The sequence below is a fragment of the Prevotella melaninogenica genome (genome assembly GCF_018128065.1).
GTDB lineage: Bacteria > Bacteroidota > Bacteroidia > Bacteroidales > Bacteroidaceae > Prevotella.
The window spans coordinates 312886-331009 of sequence record NZ_CP072360.1 but is presented as its reverse complement, the minus strand read 5'-3'; the positions used below and the strand labels follow the sequence as shown (position 1 = coordinate 331009).

At 43.0% G+C, this 18124-nt stretch carries 17 protein-coding genes; 14 read left to right on the top strand and 3 right to left on the bottom strand.

Annotation, left to right across the window (positions count from 1 at the left end; genetic code table 11):
* Positions 1-48 precede the first annotated feature (48 nt).
* The 9 genes from J5A56_RS07280 (at position 49) to J5A56_RS07240 (ending at position 8820) form a co-directional block, all read left to right on the top strand.
* Positions 49-801, top strand: a complete 753-nt coding sequence (locus J5A56_RS07280; protein ID WP_021670449.1) for an isoprenyl transferase — start codon at positions 49-51, stop codon at positions 799-801.
* A 12-nt stretch (positions 802-813) separates the two neighbouring features.
* Positions 814-3429 carry a BamA/OMP85 family outer membrane protein gene (locus J5A56_RS07275; RefSeq protein WP_021670448.1) on the top strand — a complete coding sequence of 872 codons (2616 nt, stop codon included), beginning with the start codon at positions 814-816 and terminating at the stop codon, positions 3427-3429.
* Between the two features lie 115 nt (positions 3430-3544).
* A complete protein-coding gene (locus J5A56_RS07270; RefSeq protein WP_021670447.1) occupies positions 3545-4090 on the top strand; it encodes an OmpH family outer membrane protein in 546 nt (181 codons plus the stop codon).
* Between the two features lie 139 nt (positions 4091-4229).
* The gene (locus J5A56_RS07265; protein ID WP_021670446.1) at positions 4230-4733 is read left to right on the top strand and encodes an OmpH family outer membrane protein; all 504 of its coding nucleotides are present in this window, start codon (positions 4230-4232) and stop codon (positions 4731-4733) included.
* Positions 4734-4991: 258 nt separating this feature from the next.
* Complete coding sequence (locus J5A56_RS07260) at positions 4992-5507, top strand: OmpH family outer membrane protein (RefSeq protein WP_021670445.1); 516 nt, start codon at positions 4992-4994, stop codon at positions 5505-5507.
* 147 nt (positions 5508-5654) lie between these two features.
* Positions 5655-6494 (top strand): glutamate racemase, encoded by an 840-nt coding sequence (gene murI, locus J5A56_RS07255; RefSeq protein ID WP_021670444.1) that lies wholly within the window; start codon positions 5655-5657, stop codon positions 6492-6494.
* A 61-nt stretch (positions 6495-6555) separates the two neighbouring features.
* Positions 6556-8022 carry a hypothetical protein gene (locus tag J5A56_RS07250; protein ID WP_021670443.1) on the top strand — a complete coding sequence of 489 codons (1467 nt, stop codon included), beginning with the start codon at positions 6556-6558 and terminating at the stop codon, positions 8020-8022.
* A gap of 90 nt (positions 8023-8112) precedes the next feature.
* Positions 8113-8592 (top strand): cytidine deaminase, encoded by a 480-nt coding sequence (cdd, locus tag J5A56_RS07245; protein ID WP_021670442.1) that lies wholly within the window; start codon positions 8113-8115, stop codon positions 8590-8592.
* A 27-nt stretch (positions 8593-8619) separates the two neighbouring features.
* A complete protein-coding gene (locus J5A56_RS07240; RefSeq protein ID WP_021670441.1) occupies positions 8620-8820 on the top strand; it encodes a DUF4250 domain-containing protein in 201 nt (66 codons plus the stop codon).
* Between the two features lie 151 nt (positions 8821-8971).
* Here J5A56_RS07240 and J5A56_RS07235 read toward each other — a convergent pair whose 3' ends face one another.
* From J5A56_RS07235 to tnpB, 3 genes are all read right to left on the bottom strand, one after another.
* A complete protein-coding gene (locus tag J5A56_RS07235) occupies positions 8972-9289 on the bottom strand; it encodes a heavy metal-binding domain-containing protein (RefSeq protein ID WP_021670440.1) in 318 nt (105 codons plus the stop codon).
* Positions 9290-9377: 88 nt separating this feature from the next.
* Positions 9378-11036 (bottom strand): IS66 family transposase, encoded by a 1659-nt coding sequence (gene tnpC, locus J5A56_RS07230; RefSeq protein WP_211815580.1) that lies wholly within the window; start codon positions 11034-11036, stop codon positions 9378-9380.
* Between the two features lie 62 nt (positions 11037-11098).
* A complete protein-coding gene (gene tnpB / locus J5A56_RS07225; protein ID WP_211815579.1) occupies positions 11099-11443 on the bottom strand; it encodes an IS66 family insertion sequence element accessory protein TnpB in 345 nt (114 codons plus the stop codon).
* A 212-nt stretch (positions 11444-11655) separates the two neighbouring features.
* Here tnpB and cysS point away from each other — a divergent pair, with 212 nt between their 5' ends.
* The 5 genes from cysS (at position 11656) to J5A56_RS07205 (ending at position 18005) form a co-directional block, all read left to right on the top strand.
* The gene (gene cysS / locus J5A56_RS07220) at positions 11656-13143 is read left to right on the top strand and encodes a cysteine--tRNA ligase (RefSeq protein ID WP_021671417.1); all 1488 of its coding nucleotides are present in this window, start codon (positions 11656-11658) and stop codon (positions 13141-13143) included.
* Between the two features lie 181 nt (positions 13144-13324).
* Positions 13325-13459 (top strand): hypothetical protein, encoded by a 135-nt coding sequence (locus J5A56_RS13755; RefSeq protein ID WP_021671418.1) that lies wholly within the window; start codon positions 13325-13327, stop codon positions 13457-13459.
* A gap of 400 nt (positions 13460-13859) precedes the next feature.
* A complete protein-coding gene (locus J5A56_RS07215) occupies positions 13860-14864 on the top strand; it encodes a glycoside hydrolase family 16 protein (protein ID WP_021671419.1) in 1005 nt (334 codons plus the stop codon).
* A gap of 69 nt (positions 14865-14933) precedes the next feature.
* Positions 14934-16832, top strand: a complete 1899-nt coding sequence (locus J5A56_RS07210; protein ID WP_021671420.1) for a 2-oxoacid:acceptor oxidoreductase subunit alpha — start codon at positions 14934-14936, stop codon at positions 16830-16832.
* 162 nt (positions 16833-16994) lie between these two features.
* Complete coding sequence (locus tag J5A56_RS07205; protein ID WP_036919386.1) at positions 16995-18005, top strand: 2-oxoacid:ferredoxin oxidoreductase subunit beta; 1011 nt, start codon at positions 16995-16997, stop codon at positions 18003-18005.
* Positions 18006-18124: the final 119 nt, after the last annotated feature.

Below are 18124 nucleotides of genomic sequence, written 5' to 3'. Positions count from 1 at the left end.
ACGTATGTGCTGTACAACACAAAACATAGGTTTATCTCTTCAAAAGATATGGCAGAAGAATTAGATATGACACGAATACCCCAGCATATTGCCATCACAATGGATGGTAATGGACGTTGGGCAACCGAACGCAATAAGCCACGCTCCTACGGACATCAAGCAGGAGTAGATACCGTTCGTCGCATAACATCAGAATGTGTACGATTGGGTGTGAAGTTTCTCACGCTCTATACTTTCTCAACAGAGAACTGGAATCGTCCTACGGATGAGATTGCTGCATTGATGGGGCTTGTGCTTACGTCTTTGGAAGATGAAATCTTTATGAAGAATAATGTGCGTTTCCGCGTTATTGGCGATATGGCTCGTCTGCCAAAAGAGGTGCAGAAGAAGCTGCGTGAGACGGAAGAGCATACCGCAAAGAACTCTGCAATGACGATGGTTGTAGCACTTAGCTACAGTGCACGTTGGGAGATAACAAAAGCGTTGAGGGAGATCGTTGCAGAACATCAGGCAAATAGCACTGAGCCACTGCGTCCCGAAACGATTACAGAAGAGATGATTAGCGAGCATTTGGAAACAAACTTTATGCCCGACCCAGACCTCTTGATAAGAACGGGTGGTGAGCTTCGCATCTCCAATTATCTCTTATGGCAGATAGCTTACTCTGAGCTATACTTCTGTGATACCTATTGGCCTGACTTCAATGAACAGGATTTGCAGAAAGCCATAGCGAGTTTCCAGAGCAGACAGCGTCGCTTTGGAAAGACTGAGAAACAAGTAGAAGAAAAAGAAAACAATTAAGTTACGCAATAGATGACTAAAATAAATAAGGTGTTGATGCTCCTTGCATTCTCCGGAGTTTCGCTTGTGGCGAGTGCACAGCAGAAGATTGTAAACCCAGACATCACTTATTCAGGTACTCCTAAGACTTACAAGTTAGCAGGACTGGCTGTTACTGGTATTGATGGCTATGAGGATTATGTCCTCACAGGTATCTCTGGACTCAGTGTTGGACAAGAGTTAGAGGTTCCAGGTACAGCTGTTACTGATGCTGTGAAGCGTTATTGGAAGCACGGACTCTTTTCTGATGTATCCATTACTGCTGACTCTATCGTAGGAGATGATATCTATCTAAAGATACACCTCACACCACGTCCTCGTATCTCAACCATCAACTATAATGGTTTGAAGAAGACTGAACGTGAGGATATGGAGAAGAAACTCGGTCTTTTGAAGGGTGGACAGATTACGCCTAATATGCTTGACCGTGCGAAAATACTTGCAAAGAAGTACTTTGAAGACAAGGGTTATAAGAATGCTGAGGTCTTTATCCGTCAGCGTGACGATGTTGCAGCAAAGAATCAGGTCATCCTTGATATCGATGTAGATAAGAAGGAGAAAATGAAGGTGCGCTCTATCATCATTGATGGCGACAACCAATTGGGCGATAAGAAGATTAAGGGAACCATGTTTAGCAAGGGTGCCTTTGCTAAGACCCATGAGGCAGGCAAGCTTTCTAATATCTTAAAGTCGAAGAAGTTTACACCAGAGCGTTGGGCAGAGGATAAGAAGAATCTTATCACGAAGTACAATGAGCATGGATACCGTGATGCTATGATTTTGAAGGATAGCGTTTGGAACGTTGATCCAAAGCATGTTAATATCTATGTAAAGGTTGATGAGGGTAAGAAGTATTATATCCGTAATATCAAATGGGTAGGTAATACTGTTTACTCAACCGACTATCTGTCTCGTTTGCTTGATATGAAGAAAGGTGACGTGTACAACCAGACCTATTTGAACAAGCGTCTTTCACAGGATGAGGATGCTGTGGGCAATGCTTATTGGAACAATGGTTACCTCTTCTATAACTTGCAACCAACAGAGGTAAATATTGTCGGCGACTCTATCGACCTTGAGATGCGTATCGTTGAAGGGCAGCAGGCACATATTAACCGTGTGAAGATTAATGGTAACGACCGTCTTTACGAGAATGTTGTACGTCGTGAGTTGCGTACAAAGCCAGGCGACCTCTTCTCTAAGGAGGCACTCCAGCGTTCTGCACGTGAGTTGGCTTCTATGGGACACTTCGACCCAGAGGCTATTAACCCAGTACCAGAGCCAAACTATGAGGACGGAACTGTTGACATCAATTATAACCTCAAGCAGAAATCAAACGACCAGGTTGAACTTTCACTTGGTTGGGGTCAGACGGGTGTTATCGGTCGTGTCGGTTTGAAGTTGAATAACTTCTCAATGGCAAACCTTTTCCATAGGAACCGCGAACATCGTGGTATTATGCCTATCGGTGATGGTGAGACACTCTCATTGGGCGCACAGACTAACGGTACTTACTACCAGTCATACAATGCTCAGTACTCAACCAACTGGTTGGGAGGTAAACGTCCTATCCAATTCAATGTGGGTATGTCTTTCTCAAAGCAGACGGACGTATCAAGTAACTATTATAACAGTGGTTACTTGAATAACTATAACAACTATCGTTACGGTTATGGTAACTACAATTACAACAGTTACGAGAATTATTATGACCCGAACAAGTACGTAAAACTCTTCAGTATCTATGCTGGTTGGGGTAAACGTCTTAACTGGCCTGATGACTATTTCACTTTGTCACTCCAGTTGCAGTATCAGCGTTACATGTTGCGTAACTGGCGTTACTTCATTATGTCAAATGGTTCAGCAAACAACTTGAACCTTAATATCACGCTTAATCGTACGTCAACAGACAACCAACTCTTCCCACGTCGTGGTTCTGACTTCTCAGTATCATTGACAATCACTCCACCTTGGTCTAAGTGGGATGGTAAGGACTACGCACACTTGGCAACCGACCGCAACTCTCCTACCTACTCACAGGAGCAACAGGAGAAATATCGTTGGGTTGAATATCATAAGTGGAAGTTCAAGGCTCGTACCTTTACAGCCCTCACAAGTGGTCAGAAATGTTTTGTTTTGATGACTCGTGTTGAACTCGGATTGTTGGGTAGCTACAATAAAAACAAGAAAAGTCCGTTTGAAACCTACTACATGGGTGGTGATGGTATGAGTGGATACTCTACTGGTTACGCTGAGGAGACAATCGGTCTTCGTGGTTATGAGAATGGTTCACTTACTCCATACGGTGCTGAGGGTTATGCTTATACTCGTATGTCATTGGAGCTTCGTTATCCATTCCTCTTGGGTAATACAACCATTTATGGTCTTGGATTCGTTGAGGCTGGTAACGCATGGACAGAGACAAGTAAGTTCAATCCATTTGATATGAAACGTTCTGCTGGTCTTGGCGTTCGTATCTTCCTCCCAATGGTGGGTATGATGGGTATCGACTGGGCTTATGGATTCGATAAGGTATTTGGTACAAAGGGTGGCAGCCAGTTCCACTTCATCCTTGGACAGGAGTTTTAGTTTAGTTGACGAGTTGACAAGTTGACGAGTGAATGAGTTGCTTGCAGCAATAAATTAAGTGAGTATCGGTAATCATAATTGTGAATTATGAATTTTGAATTTTGAATTAAAAGAGATGAAGAAGAATATTTTTAAGAGTGTATTGCGATACGTTTTACCTCTTTACCTTTTTACTCTTTTACCTTTGACAGCTTCTGCACAGAAGTTTGCGCTGATTGATATGGAGTATATCCTCAAGAATGTGCCAGCTTACGAGCGTGCAAATGAGCAGTTAAATCAGGTAAGTAAGAAGTGGCAGGCTGAGGTTGAGGCACTCAACACAGAGGCTTCAACAATGTATAAGAACTATCAAAACGAGGTTGTCTTCCTTTCGCAAGACCAGAAGAAGAAAAAGCAAGAGGCTATCCTTGCAAAAGAAAAGCAGGCGTCTGACCTCAAGCGTAAGTACTTTGGTCCAGAAGGCGAGCTTTTTAAGAAGCGTACCAGCTTGGTTACTCCTATACAAGATGAGATTTACAATGCTGTAAAGGATATCTCTGACCAGCGTGGTTATAGTTTGGTTATTGACCGTTCAAGTAATGCAGCTGGTATTATCTATGGTTCGCCAAAGGTGGATATCAGTAATGAGGTGCTGCAGAAGTTGGGATATTCTTATCAGTAAGGAATTTGGAAGAAGCTGGATATCCTAGCAGTCCTAGACACCCTAGTAGTCCTAGCTAACCTAGTAGTCCTAGGGACCCTAGGAATACTATCACCGCAGATAAAAAGCAAAATAATAAACAATTAAACAATAAAAAGAAATGAAAAAGTTATTTTTGATGTTGATGCTCTGTGCACCAATGACATTGTTCGCACAGAAGTTTGGCCACCTTGACTCACAGGCTCTCCTCCAGTCACTCCCAGAGGCTACAGCTGTTCAGAGTAAGTTGGAGGCTAAGGGTAAGGAGTATCAGAAGCAGCTCGAAGACATGCAGGCAGAATTGCAGCGTCAGGCAGAGGCATACGACAAGTCTAAGAGCACTATGAACGCTACAAAGCAGGCTGAGACAGAGAAGAACTTGCAGGATATGTACAGCAAGATTCAGCAGACAGCTCAGGACAACCAGAAGGCTTTCAACGAGGAACAGCAGAAGCAGCTCGGTCCTGTCCTTGAGAAGGTTCGTAACGCTATCGCAGCTGTTGCAAAGGCAGGTAACTACGTTTACATCATGGAGAAGGCTGCTGGTCAGCCATTGTATATCAACGAGGCACTCAGCAAGGATATCACTGCAGAGGTAAAGGCTCAGTTGGCTAAGATGAAGTAAAATATTGCGGGTGCCTTTGCCCCGTGGTCGATTCTCCTTAAGTTAGCGTGGAGTTAAGCTTTTCTTGCGTAATTAGCCTAACTGGTTATCATAGCATTCCTAATCATCCTATCTGTTGATTGAGTAGGAAAAGAGCTTTTCCAATCAACGAACTAACACTGTTTCTGAGGAGATAAAAGGGTGAGGTCACCGCACGGATATATGTTCTTGCGATGATCTCATTTTTGTTTTTATATTGTAGAGATAATAAAAGAAATAATGAAAAAGCTATTCTTTTCCCTTGCTTTCATGCTTTTGCCACTCTTGGCAGTAGCACAGCAGAGTGTTCCTGCATTTAAGTTTGCTTACTTTAGCTATGATAAAGTGTTACACGCAATGACAGACTATGCAACAGCAACACGTAGTCTTAATGAACTGAAAGCGAAGTATGATGCAGAAACGAAGCGTTCTGTTGATGATTTCAATAGCCGATATGAAGATTTCTTGGAAGTACAGCGTAAGTTGGAACCATCTATTCTTCGCAAGCGACAGGCTGAATTAGAGGAACTGATGGAGCGCAACATTGCGTTCCGTAAGGAATCTGAACGGCTGCTGAAGAAGGCAGAAGAGGATATCTACGCACCTGTTCGCACAAAGTTAAACAATACTGTACGTCAGATGGGCAAAGAAAGCGGTTACGCTTTCATCCTGAATACTGATAATAACAGTGTTCCATTCGTAAATACAGCGATGGGAGAGGATGTTACAGAGGCGTTGATAACAGCCTTGAAATAATTGTCTTTACCGCAGAGAAGGCTCTACACGGGTGGTGCGGATGCTCAGCACAAAGCGTGTTAGGCATCCGCACAGGATGTGCGGAGCGTCCGCACCAATCTGTACGTGGTGATATCGGACAACGATTAATTGTAATTGAAAAGACTAATGACAAAGTATTCTAAACAGCCAGGACCTATCGGTATCTTCGATTCTGGATATGGCGGACTGACCATCCTGCATGGTATTCGTCAGCTACTTCCTGAATACGATTATCTTTACTTGGGTGATAATGCGCGTGCTCCCTATGGTTCACGCTCCTTTGATGTGGTTTATCAGTTCACTCGTCAGGCTGTGATGAAACTCTTCGAACTCGGTTGCCAATTGGTTATCTTAGGTTGCAACACCGCTTCTGCCAAAGCACTCCGTACAATTCAGCAGAATGACTTGCCCCATCTCGACCCTGATAGGCGTGTGTTAGGTGTGATTCGTCCTACGGCAGAGGTGATAGGGAGGCTTACACACTCTCGCCATGTGGGCGTGTTGGCTACTGAAGGAACTATCAAGAGCAATAGTTATAACCTCGAAATACAAAAGCTGTGGAATGATGTGAAAGTAACGGGTGTTCCTTGTCCACTTTGGGTGCCAATCATCGAGAATAATGAGGCAGACAGTCCCGGTGCTGACTATTTCGTGAAAAAGCGACTCGACCATATCATGCGACTCGACCCACAGATTGATACGCTCATTCTTGGCTGCACGCATTATCCTATCCTTATGCCAAAGATATTAAAGCATGTGCCACGTGGCGTGCGAATTGTACCACAAGGAGAGTATGTGGCGGAGAGCCTACAAGACTATTTTCGTCGTCATCCCGATATGGATGCTCGTTGTACTAAGCATGCGACAGTGAAATATTTCACCACCGAAAACCCAGAAAAGTTCAAAGAAACGGCACGTATCTTCCTACATGAGCAAGTCAATGTTGAGCATGTAGACTTGGAGTAAACCGTTGAAAGGCAATAAAACAGCCTTTTGAGTCGTTAGATAAGAACATAAAAAGAAAAGAATGAAGAAGTTATCTATATTGTTTTTACTGTCAGCCATTATGATGATGGCAGCCTGCTCCGATGATGATACTTTCACAACATCACGGAGCAATATGCTTTCTTTCTCGACTGACACACTACGACTCGACACCACATTCTCCAACGTTCCGACACCTACAAAGATTTTCTGGGTGTATAATAAGTCGGGTAATGGATTGCGACTGACGAATGTTCGTTTGGCACAAGGTAATCAGACGGGCTTTCGTGTGAATGTAGATGGGGTTGAACTTTCAGCTGCCAATGGCTATCAGGTTCGTGAATTAGAAGTGCGCAACAAGGATAGTATTCAGGTATTCGTTGAGATGACGTCTCCGCTTAATAATGCAACCACTCCGCAAGAAGTAGCAGATAACCTCGTTTTTACGCTTGAAAGTGGTGTGCAACAGAAGGTGAACCTACGTGTCTATAGCTGGGATGCAGAGTTGATAAAGGGACGTAAGATTGCAACGAATACCACGTTGGCAAGTACGAAACCTATCGTTTTCCAAGATACATTGAAGGTGGAGGCAGGTGCTACACTTACTATTCCAGCTGGAACAACCGTTTACTTCTCGCAGAAGGCTGCCCTTGATGTGTATGGAACGCTGCGTTGTGAGGGTACAGCTGAGCATCCTGTGACGTTGCGTGGCGACCGTTTGGACAAGATGTTTAAGTATCTTCCTTACGATAGGGTCAGCGGTCAGTGGCAGGGAGTACGTTTCCATAAGGATAGTTACGATAATGTACTAACCTATACGGATATTCATTCGACTTATAATGGCATTCTTTGCGATACGGCAACAACTGCTCGTACGAAGCTGACACTTGTCAATTCTACTGTTCATAACTGTCAAGGCTATGGTTTGCAAGCGATAAATAGTAAGGTTGTTGCTTATAACTCTCAGTTCTCTAACACGCTGATGGACTGTGCAGCCTTTGTGGGTGGTGAGGTGACTTTGACGCATTGTACCTTCGCACAGTTCTATCCTTTCGATAGTAATCGTGGTGCGGCGTTGAGCTTTGGCAACCATATAAACAACAAAGATTATCCACTTCAGACTTTCCACGTCGTCAACTCGCTTGTGACGGGATATGCAGATGATGTGCTTATGGGCGGTAACAAGGATGGTGTTACAGCCAACTATCAGTTCTATAATTGTATTCTTCGTACGCCAAAGCCTAAGGATGCGGCTCTGTTAGCACGTTTCACAGATGTCATTTGGGAGAATAGTAAGGATTATCCTGATGGTGGTTCAAAGCAGTTTGTGCTGGTAGATGGTGACAAACAGAAGTATGATTTTCATTTGAAGAAGGCTGAGAAAGGAGAGAAATATCCTGCGATTGATGCAGGTCTTGTCCTCGGTGACCCTCGTTTTGCAACTGATCATGATGGTAAGCAGCGTGATAGTAAGCCAGACATTGGCTGTTATGAGCTGATTACTAATTAAGGTTATTAGGCTAATCAGGCTAATTGGGCATATAAGCCTAATAGGGCTAATTTGCCTTATACCCCCCACCAACAATAATAAATATCAAATATGAAAACAATAGACATAAGCATTAAGATTGGTTTTTGCCAAGTAGAGGAACTCTCTACGGCTGATCAGCACCTCATTCAAAGAGCTGTTGAGGCAACTGGTAATAGTTATTCTCCTTATAGCCGCTTCCGTGTTGGTGCTGCTTTGCTGCTTGCCGATGGTACAGAAGTTATCGGAGCCAATCAGGAGAATGCTGCTTTTCCATCGGGCTTATGCGCTGAGCGCTCAGCTATCTTTGCTGCTCAGTCTGTTTATCCAGGTCAAGCAGTCACTACTCTTGCCATTGCAGCAGCTAATGAGTATGGTTTGATGCGCGACCCGATAGTACCTTGTGGTGCCTGTCGTCAAGTTATTTTAGAGATAGAAGATCGTTATAAACAACCTATTCGTATTCTTCTTTATGGTACGAATGGCGTATATGTTATCAATAGTGTAAAGGACTTATTACCTCTCCAATTTATAGGAGAATCGATGAAGTAGTCCGTTCACACTTTTAAGAATAAAGTTATGGATTATTTACCAAAAAACCCTGCGATATTGGTAAGCAGTGTAAACATGTTACTTCGTGATGAAGAGTTTGACACTTTGGAGTCACTCTGTTACCATTTCAATGAAGATGTAGAGAAACTTAAAGCCTACTTGCATGATGCTGGCTATGTATATAGTGAAGAACAGCATCAGTTTCGTCCAATAGGCTTTGATGATTGAAAAGACAGCAAATATATAAACAAAGCACGCCATGCAGGATTTCATGGCGTGCTTTGTTTATGTGTTCTATATGTTTCCCCACTATTCTTCAGCGAGAGGAAGCACTCTTTTCTGTATTTCAGAGCCTTTTAAGACTTGCGACAACCGTCTCTTATATAACCACGGCAGTACCAGAACAGGTGACCATGAGCATAGATCCACCCTGCCCGACGGTCTCATAATCAAGATCGATACCAACAATAGCGTTGGCACCAAGCACTTCTGCACGTTGCATCATTTCCAGAATGGAGGTTTCTTTGCCTTCACGCAGCACCTTTTCATAGGCTCCGCTACGTCCACCTATGAAGTCCCTGATGCCAGCAAGGAAGTCTTTTAGGAAGTTAGCACCGATAATTGTCTCTCCTGTGACAATTCCTTTATACTCTTTGATAGGACGACCTTCAATGGTTGGGGTTGTTGTAATAATCATAATCTTTTGTCAGTAAGCATCCAAAATTCGCCGTCTTGCCACTTCACAAAAAATCCTTATATGACTGGCTTCATATAAGGGTTCTATGCTATTTATAGTTTATGGGTAGCAGCTTAATCAATTCCTCATCCTCCATGTCCAGCAAGGGTTTTGCTAATACCTGCCTTAACCACACATTAGGTTCTATCTTTGCCTCCCTACAACATGCCATGAACGTATAGAAGATGGCATTGTTTTCAGCTCCTTCGTTGTTGCCACAGAAAAGATAGTTCTTCCTTCCTAACGTAATGGGTCTGATGGCTTGCTCCATAAGATTGTTGTCTATATTGAAACGCCCATCTTGTACGTATCGGCTGATACGTATCCATACGGAGAAGGCATAGCGCAGAGCTTTCTCCATAGCTTCGCCAGGGAGATACTCCTTGTGTACCTCCTTCATATATGCTTCAAGAGCCTTTAATATAGGATATGCTTTGGATTTTCTTTCAGCCTGAATCTCTTCGTAGCTGGCGTTACTGTGTTTTAAGTTTGCTTCTAACTCGTAGAGTACAGCGATCATCTTAACGATATGGGCGGCATTCTTATCATTTGTCGATAAATGCTCGAACTTTCGCCGGACATGTGCCATACATCCCAAGAGCTCTATGCCTTGAACGTTTTCAAATCTGCTGTAAGCTTCATACCCATCGGATTGTATAGCACCATGATAGCCTTTGAAGAGTTCGTCGGGTACAGCTCCCGATCGTGAACCTTCCTTCCAATGAAAGAAGACCCCTCGGCAGTGCAGCGCATCTCTTACTCCCCACAGATAACCCTTGCGAGTCTTACCCTTACGGTCGGCAACTTGTACGCTTGTCTCATCAACTTGTAAGTAGGGACTCTGTAAAATCAACTTCGCTTGGAGTTTATATAGAGGATATAAAGCGTTAGCTGTGCTGTGAACCCAGCTGTTTATGGTAGAGGTTGGGATGTTGATGCCATGCTCTTTCCATCTGGTGCTTTGTCTATACTCTGGCAAATGATAGACAAACTTTCCTGTGATAATCTCAGCCAGCAGAGAGGCATCGGCAAAACAATCCACAGCTTGCTTCTGTAAAGGAGCTTCCAGTATGTCAATCTTTGCATCCGTGGGTTTTGCATCTTTCAAACGGCAGACGATGCGGTCTTCAACCTTAACATAAAAGCTTGAGGGACGTAAGCACAAGTGTTCTGTCTTATCGTGACCGATGATAACCATACGGTTTTCATCATAACCGTCTGGATAAATCTCAGTAACCACACGCTCTATATCCTTAGGAACATAAGAGGCATATGGCTTGCCTTTTCTCGTAGAACGAGCGTTACAGCTTGCTTCCCTGCGCTGCTTAGCTTGCTTCTCTACTTCCTTAATGATAGTTGGTATTTCCCCCGAAAGTTGTTTACCTTCTTTTGCCCAATCTTTATCAAAGAACGAACCTGCCCAGCCGTTGGGACTCTCAGGTAAACGCTTTTCGCTACGTCTACCGAATACCATACGCTCAAGTTCAAGAATACGTTGAGATTTTCTTGCTAACTCTGCATCCTTTTGCTTAAGCTCTTCGTCCTTTTGCTTAAGTTCTGCATCCTTCTGCTTAAGTTCTACATTCTTGCTCTTAAGTTCTACATCCTTACTTTTAAGCTCCATGTCTTTCTGCTCAAGAAGATTTATAACATCTTCTCGAGTTAAAAAATGATAGTTAGACGCAGTCTTATTGTTGGATGTATTCATCAGAAACCAGTTATTTATATGATACAAAGGTACGAAAAATATCTGGATTTTGCAAGAATTTTCTAAGGTTTATTGTAACGTTTTCTTCGATAACAATGAGGATTTATACCTTCTATATAAAGGACCAATTCATCCCATCGAAGTTCATAAAATCCCTTGGTTTGCTGCATGATTTTACCACTTAAACAACCCTGTGCTATCTGCTTGTGGTATACGACAAAACCACATCGTTCCCAATGAAGCAGCTTGATACGATTGCGAGAACGATTATAAAACACATAGACACAACCATCAGATGGATTAAAATCGTTACCACGGACGAATTGACATAATCGAAGCATTCCCTGGCGCATATCCACAGGAGAACAACAAACCCGATAAACATTTGTTTCATTCAGTGCAAACATCTTTTTTGTACAAAGGTAGCAACAATGCGGTATCCACAAAAGACGGCGAATTTTGGATGCTTACTTTTGTCAGTATTGATAATATAATTTATGTAGACTTATTACTTGATGTCTTACAAATACATGACAAAGATAATAAAAATTCTATGTAGACGCATCATGGCTGACAATAATTTTGTAATTTTGCATCATTAAGATATAAACAACGGATTATGCAAGACTTAGTTATTTACAATACACTGCATCGTAAAAAGGAACTCTTCCAACCGATTGCAGCACCTAACGTGGGAATGTATGTCTGTGGACCAACTGTTTATGGCGATCCACACCTCGGACACGCACGTCCTGCTATCACCTTTGATATTCTTTTCCGCTATCTGAAACACATAGGATACAAGGTTCGTTATGTTCGTAACATCACGGACGTTGGTCATTTGGAGCATGATGCTGACGAAGGTGATGATAAGATTGAGAAGAAGGCACGTCTTGAGCAGTTGGAGCCAATGGAGATTGCGCAGTACTATACCAACCGCTACCATGATGCTATGCGTTCGCTCAACGTTCTCCCACCAAGCATCGAACCACATGCTACGGGTCATATCATTGAACAGGAAGAAGTTGTTAAGCAGATTCTTGCCAACGGCTATGCCTATGAAAGCAATGGAAGTATCTATTTTGATGTGGAGAAATACGATAAAGACCACCACTATGGTGTTCTTTCTGGTCGTAACATCACTGATATGATTAATAACTCACGTGAGTTGGCAGGCGTTGATGAAAAGCGAAATCAGATTGACTTCGCCCTTTGGAAGCGTGCTATGCCAGAACATATCATGCGATGGCCATCCCCTTGGAGCGATGGTTTTCCGGGCTGGCACTGTGAGTGTACAGCGATGGGGCGCAAGTATTTGGGCAATCACTTCGATATCCACGGTGGCGGTATGGACCTTATCTTCCCTCATCATGAGTGCGAGATTGCACAAGCTGTGGCTTCACAGGGTGATGAAATGGTGAAGTATTGGATGCATAACAATATGATTACCATCAATGGACAGAAGATGGGCAAGTCTCTCGGCAACTTCATTACGCTTGAACAGTTCTTCACTGGCGAGCATGATACGCTCACACAGGCTTACTCTCCGATGACGATTCGCTTCTTCATCCTCTCTGCTCACTATCGTGGAACAGTCGACTTCTCTAACGAGGCACTACAAGCTGCTGAGAAGGGATATGAGCGTTTGATGAATGGTATTGAAGAGTTGGCACGCATTCAGACTGCTGCAGCATCTGATGAGAATACAAAGAAGTTTGTTGCTGGCTTCCGTCAGAAGTGTTACGATGCAATGAACGACGATTTGATGACACCCGCTGCTATCTCAACTCTCTTTGAGGCTTGCCACTTGGTGAACATCCTCATCGACCATAAGGCACAGATATCAGCCGACGACCTTAAGGAACTCAGCGAGGCTATGCAGCTCTTTGCTTTCGATATCCTCGGTCTTCAGAATGAGCGAGGAGCTAATAACGATACTCGTGAGGAGGCTTACGGTAAGGTTGTTGATATGGTACTCGACCTCCGTGCAAAGGCGAAAGCAGAGAAGAACTGGGCTGTTAGCGACCAGATTCGTGATGCCCTCGCTGAGGCTGGCTTCCAAGTTAAGGACACCAAGGACGGTGTTACGTGGAAACTTGATCGATAGAGTATAGACTCTTCAATCTCAATTCTGTCACAAGCAATCCGCTAATATTAGCGTGAATTAAGTGGTAGATACTTTTTTCTACCTAATAAATATAAATAAAACGAAGGACAGCTATTCCTGTGTCGTACCAGTGACGTAATTCACTACACGTGGAATAGCTGTCCTTTTCAGTAGAAATGATTTGAAGAAATTATCAAAACTTGGTCTTGGACGTCTACACTGTAGACTTTCTTTAGAGAAACACGATGGTATCTCCACTGTTCAACTGATTCTTTCCATTCGTCTTTTCCGCATTAATGGTGAGACAATACACTAAGAAGATTATCTACCATCTTCTCAGCACTGGATGCAACTGCTATTATCGAATGATGGTCATGTTCATGAGCATTCACAAAGCAATTTAGCTAAAATACCCATGAAATAGAGGGGTGGGAAACTTTAGTATTATAATTAAAATCTTGATGCTTTTTACTCGTAAGATACAAAAATATATTTTTTCTCCTCAAAAGATTTTGTTTTCTCAATAATATTTCGCACTTTTGTCCTCAGAATACACTAACGTAAACAAAAGATAATCTAAGAAAGGGAAAGTCGAGAAAGCAACGTAGGAAAAAGTAAACCTATAATTTGTCAGAATCTTTCTGTAAGCATCTATTATACAGGTTGATTCTACATTTCTCTGATAATATCTCTTTGGATGATATCTTAATAAAAATATGTTACAAAAGAAGAACAATAAGAGAATACTTGCAGTGCTAACAATGGCATTGTTCTCCACAGCATCATTTGCACAACTCGCTAACTCGGCAAAGGGAGTAGAGGCGTTGGCTGCTGATGAGGAAACGCCTGGTCCCGAATATATGCTTGTCTTTAGAGATGAGTTTAATGAACCAGACGGAACGTTGCCTGATGCTAAGGTGTGGAGATACTGTACTCGACGTCCAAAAGTAACATGGGCGCGATATTTGAGCAATTCTCCTGAAGTCGCTTTTATAAAGGATGGCAATCTCGTTCTGCGTGCCATTCCTAACCCTGATAAGTCAAAAGACAATGTGTCAATGCTTACGGGTGGTATTGAAACCAGTCAGAGCTTTACTTTCCGCTTTGGTCGTGTAGAGTGTCGGGCGTTGGTCAATCCTTTTATTGGTAATTTCCCAGCTATTTGGATGATGCCAAAGTCAAAGTTTGGATGGCCGAAAGGCGGTGAGATTGATATCTTTGAGCAGATTGATAATGAGCAGCGTTGTTATGCAACAGTACACTCTGCGTGGACTCAGAGTCATAGAAATGAGCTACACTCAAGCAATCTTTTGATGCCAATGAATCGTTATCACACCTATGCAGTAGAGTGGGAAGAGGACGTGCTGACATTCTTTGCCGATGGTAAACGTGTGTTTCAATATAAGAAACAGAATGATAGTCAAGAGCAATGGCCGTTTGATAAGTCCAATTTCTACCTGATTCTCAATCAGTCTGTGGGCAATGGTTCGTGGGCGAAAAACCCTAATGAGAATCATACCTATGAGATGTGTATTGACTGGATACGTGTCTATCAGAAGAAAAAACATATTCCATTAGGTGTCAGTGTTCCGATGACAAGGATTCAAGAAAGCAAGGAAAGCAACGAAATCTATTCGTTGCAGGGGGTTAAGATGGGGACAAATGAGCGTGAGTTACCCAAGGGAATTTATGTCTCTAATGGTGAGAAAATCATAAAATAAGTATGACCGCTACAGCGGGAAAAGCAAGAAATACAGAAACGATTTACTAACATAAACAAGAAATAATCTATGGAAGAACAAATCGAAGTGAAAGAACTCGACAGTGTTGTAATACACTTTTCTGGTGACTCAGGTGATGGTATGCAGCTTGCGGGTAACATTTTTACAACCGTATCGGCTTCTATCGGCAATGGTGTATCTACGTTCCCAGACTATCCAGCAGACATCCGTGCCCCGCAAGGCTCCTTAACCGGTGTGAGTGGATTCCAAGTTCATATCGGTTCGGGCAAAGTTTATACGCCTGGTGACCTCTGTGACGTTCTCGTGGCAATGAATGCTGCTGCGTTAAAGATGCAGTACAAACATTGTAAACCTAACAGTACGATTATTATCGATACTGATTCATTCGGTCAGAGAGACCTTCAGAAGGCTGAATTTCGTAGTGATGACTATTTAGGCGAGATGGGTATTGACCCTGATCGGGTAGTGGCTTGTCCGATAACAAAGATGGTGAAGGACTGTTTGGCTGATACAGGCATGGATAACAAGTCTATGTTGAAGTGCCGTAATATGTTTGCCCTGGGTCTTGTCTGCTGGCTTTTCAATCGCGACTTGGAGTTGGTTAATAACTATCTTGAAACAAAGTTCAAGAAGAAACCAGCCATTGCTGAGGCGAATATTAAGGTGGTACGTGCAGGATATGACTATGGTCATAACGTACATGCCTCTGTTCCTAATACCTATCGTATTGAGTCAAAAGTGAAGGAACCTGGACGTTACATGGATATTACAGGTAATAAGGCTACAGCCTACGGATTGATGGCAGCTGCAGAACGTGCTGGATTGCGTCTTTTCTTGGGTTCTTATCCTATCACTCCTGCAACAGATATCTTACACGAGTTGGCAAAACATAAGTCAATGGGTGTGACAACCGTACAGTGTGAAGACGAGATTGCAGGTTGTGCATCGGCTATTGGTGCAGCTTTCGCTGGTGCCTTGGCAGCTACTTCAACCTCTGGTCCTGGTATATGTTTGAAGAGTGAGGCAATGAACCTTGCGCTTATCGACGAGCTTCCATTGGTAATTATTGACGTACAACGTGGTGGTCCATCAACGGGTATGCCTACCAAGAGTGAGCAGACCGACCTCCTACAGGTGCTTTATGGTCGTAATGGAGAGAGTCCAATGCCTGTTATTGCAGCTACAAGTCCTACTGATTGCTTTGATGCAGCCTACAACGCATGTAAGATTGCATTGGAACATATGACACCAGTTGTGCTCCTTACCGATGCTTTCATTGCTAATGGTTCTTCTGCTTGGAAACTTCCAGATATCGATGAGTTGCCAGAAATCCGCCCTCACTTCGTTACAGAAGATCAGAAGTATAAGTATACTCCATACAAACGTGACCCTAAGACATTGGCACGTTACTGGGCTATTCCAGGTACGGAAGGCTATACACACATCCTTGGTGGCTTGGAGAAAGACGGCGAGACAGGTGCCATCTCAACCGATCCAGAGAACCATGACAAGATGGATCATATCCGTTGGGAAAAGGTCGCTCGTATCCCTGTGCCTGATTTGAAGGTTTTGGGTGATGAGAAGGATGCCGACTTGCTCATTGTTGGCTTCGGAAGTACGTATGGTCACCTCTATTCTGCAATGAAAGAATTGCGCAAGAAGGGACATAAGGTTGCTTTGGCGCAGTTTAAGTATGTAAACCCATTGCCAAAGAATACCGCAGAGGTGCTTAGTCGTTACAAGAAGGTTGTTGTTGCTGAACAGAATCTTGGACAGCTTGCTGCCCTCCTTCGTATCCGTATCAACCATTTCGCTCCTTATCAGTATAACCAAGTTAAGGGACAGCCATTCGTTGTCACTGAATTGGTGTCAACCTTTGAAAAGCTCCTTAAGGCTCCATTACCAAAGGAAGAAACGGGTACTTTCTATACGAAAATACTTGAATAAGCGAGTAGACAAGTTGCTTGTAATAACCCACAGCGATACAAGTTGATGGGTTGACAAGTTGACAAGTTGCTTGTAATAGTTCATAGCAAATAGAAGTAATCATAATTCTGAATTCTGAATTTTGAATTACAAACAGTGAATTTTGAATTAAATAAAAAAGTCATGAATCAATATACAGCACAAGATTTTAAGAAGGGACAGCCACGTTGGTGTCCTGGCTGTGGTGACCATTTCTTCCTTGCCAGTTTGCAGAAAGCGATGGCAGAGTTAGGTGTTCCACCTCATGAAACAGCCGTTATCAGTGGTATTGGATGTTCAAGCCGATTACCATATTATGCTAACACATACGCAATGCAGACCATTCATGGTCGTGCAGCAGCAATCTCTACTGGTGCAAAGGTAACCAATCCGAACCTTACCATCTGGCAAGTATCGGGCGATGGTGATGCTCTTGCCATCGGTGGTAACCACTTTATCCATGCCATGCGCCGTAATGTGGACCTGAATATGATACTTTTGAACAACCGTATCTATGGCTTAACAAAGGGACAGTATTCACCAACCAGCCCACGTGGCTTCGTCTCTAAGTCAAGTCCTTACGGTACGACAGAAGACCCATTCCGTCCAGCAGAGCTTTGTTTTGGTGCTCGCGGTAACTTCTTCGCACGTAGTGTTGCCAGCGACAATACTGAGACAATCGATATCCTGAAGGCTGCTTATCAGCATAAGGGAGCTGCCGTGTGTGAGATTTTGCAGAACTGTGTCATCTTTAATGATGGTTGTCACAACTCTGTTTATACCTCTGCAGGTAGAAAAGAAAACTCTATCTACGTTAAACATGGCGAACCATTGATCTTTGGTGCTAACAATGAGTATGGACTTATACAAGAAGGTTTCGGCTTGAAAGTTGTTAAGATTGGAGAGAATGGTGTTACCCGTGATGATATTCTCATACATGATGCTCATTGCCAAGATAATACTTTGCAGTTGAAACTTGCTATGATGAGTAATGAAGACGGCTTCCCTATTGCTCTTGGCGTTATCCGTGATGTCGAAGCACCTACCTATGATGCTGCTGTCAACCAACAGATTGAAGAGATAAAAGCACAGAAGCATTATCATACTTTCATGGAAATGCTTGAAACCAACGAAATTTGGGAGGTTAAAGAGTAGGAAAACAAGACAAAAAACACTTGCACAGAAAGAATAAAAGACGTAACTGTTGTGGACAGACAATCCATTTAAATATTCAGAGCAGAGTAAACTCTTTCCTCAATAGCAGGTGTAAAATA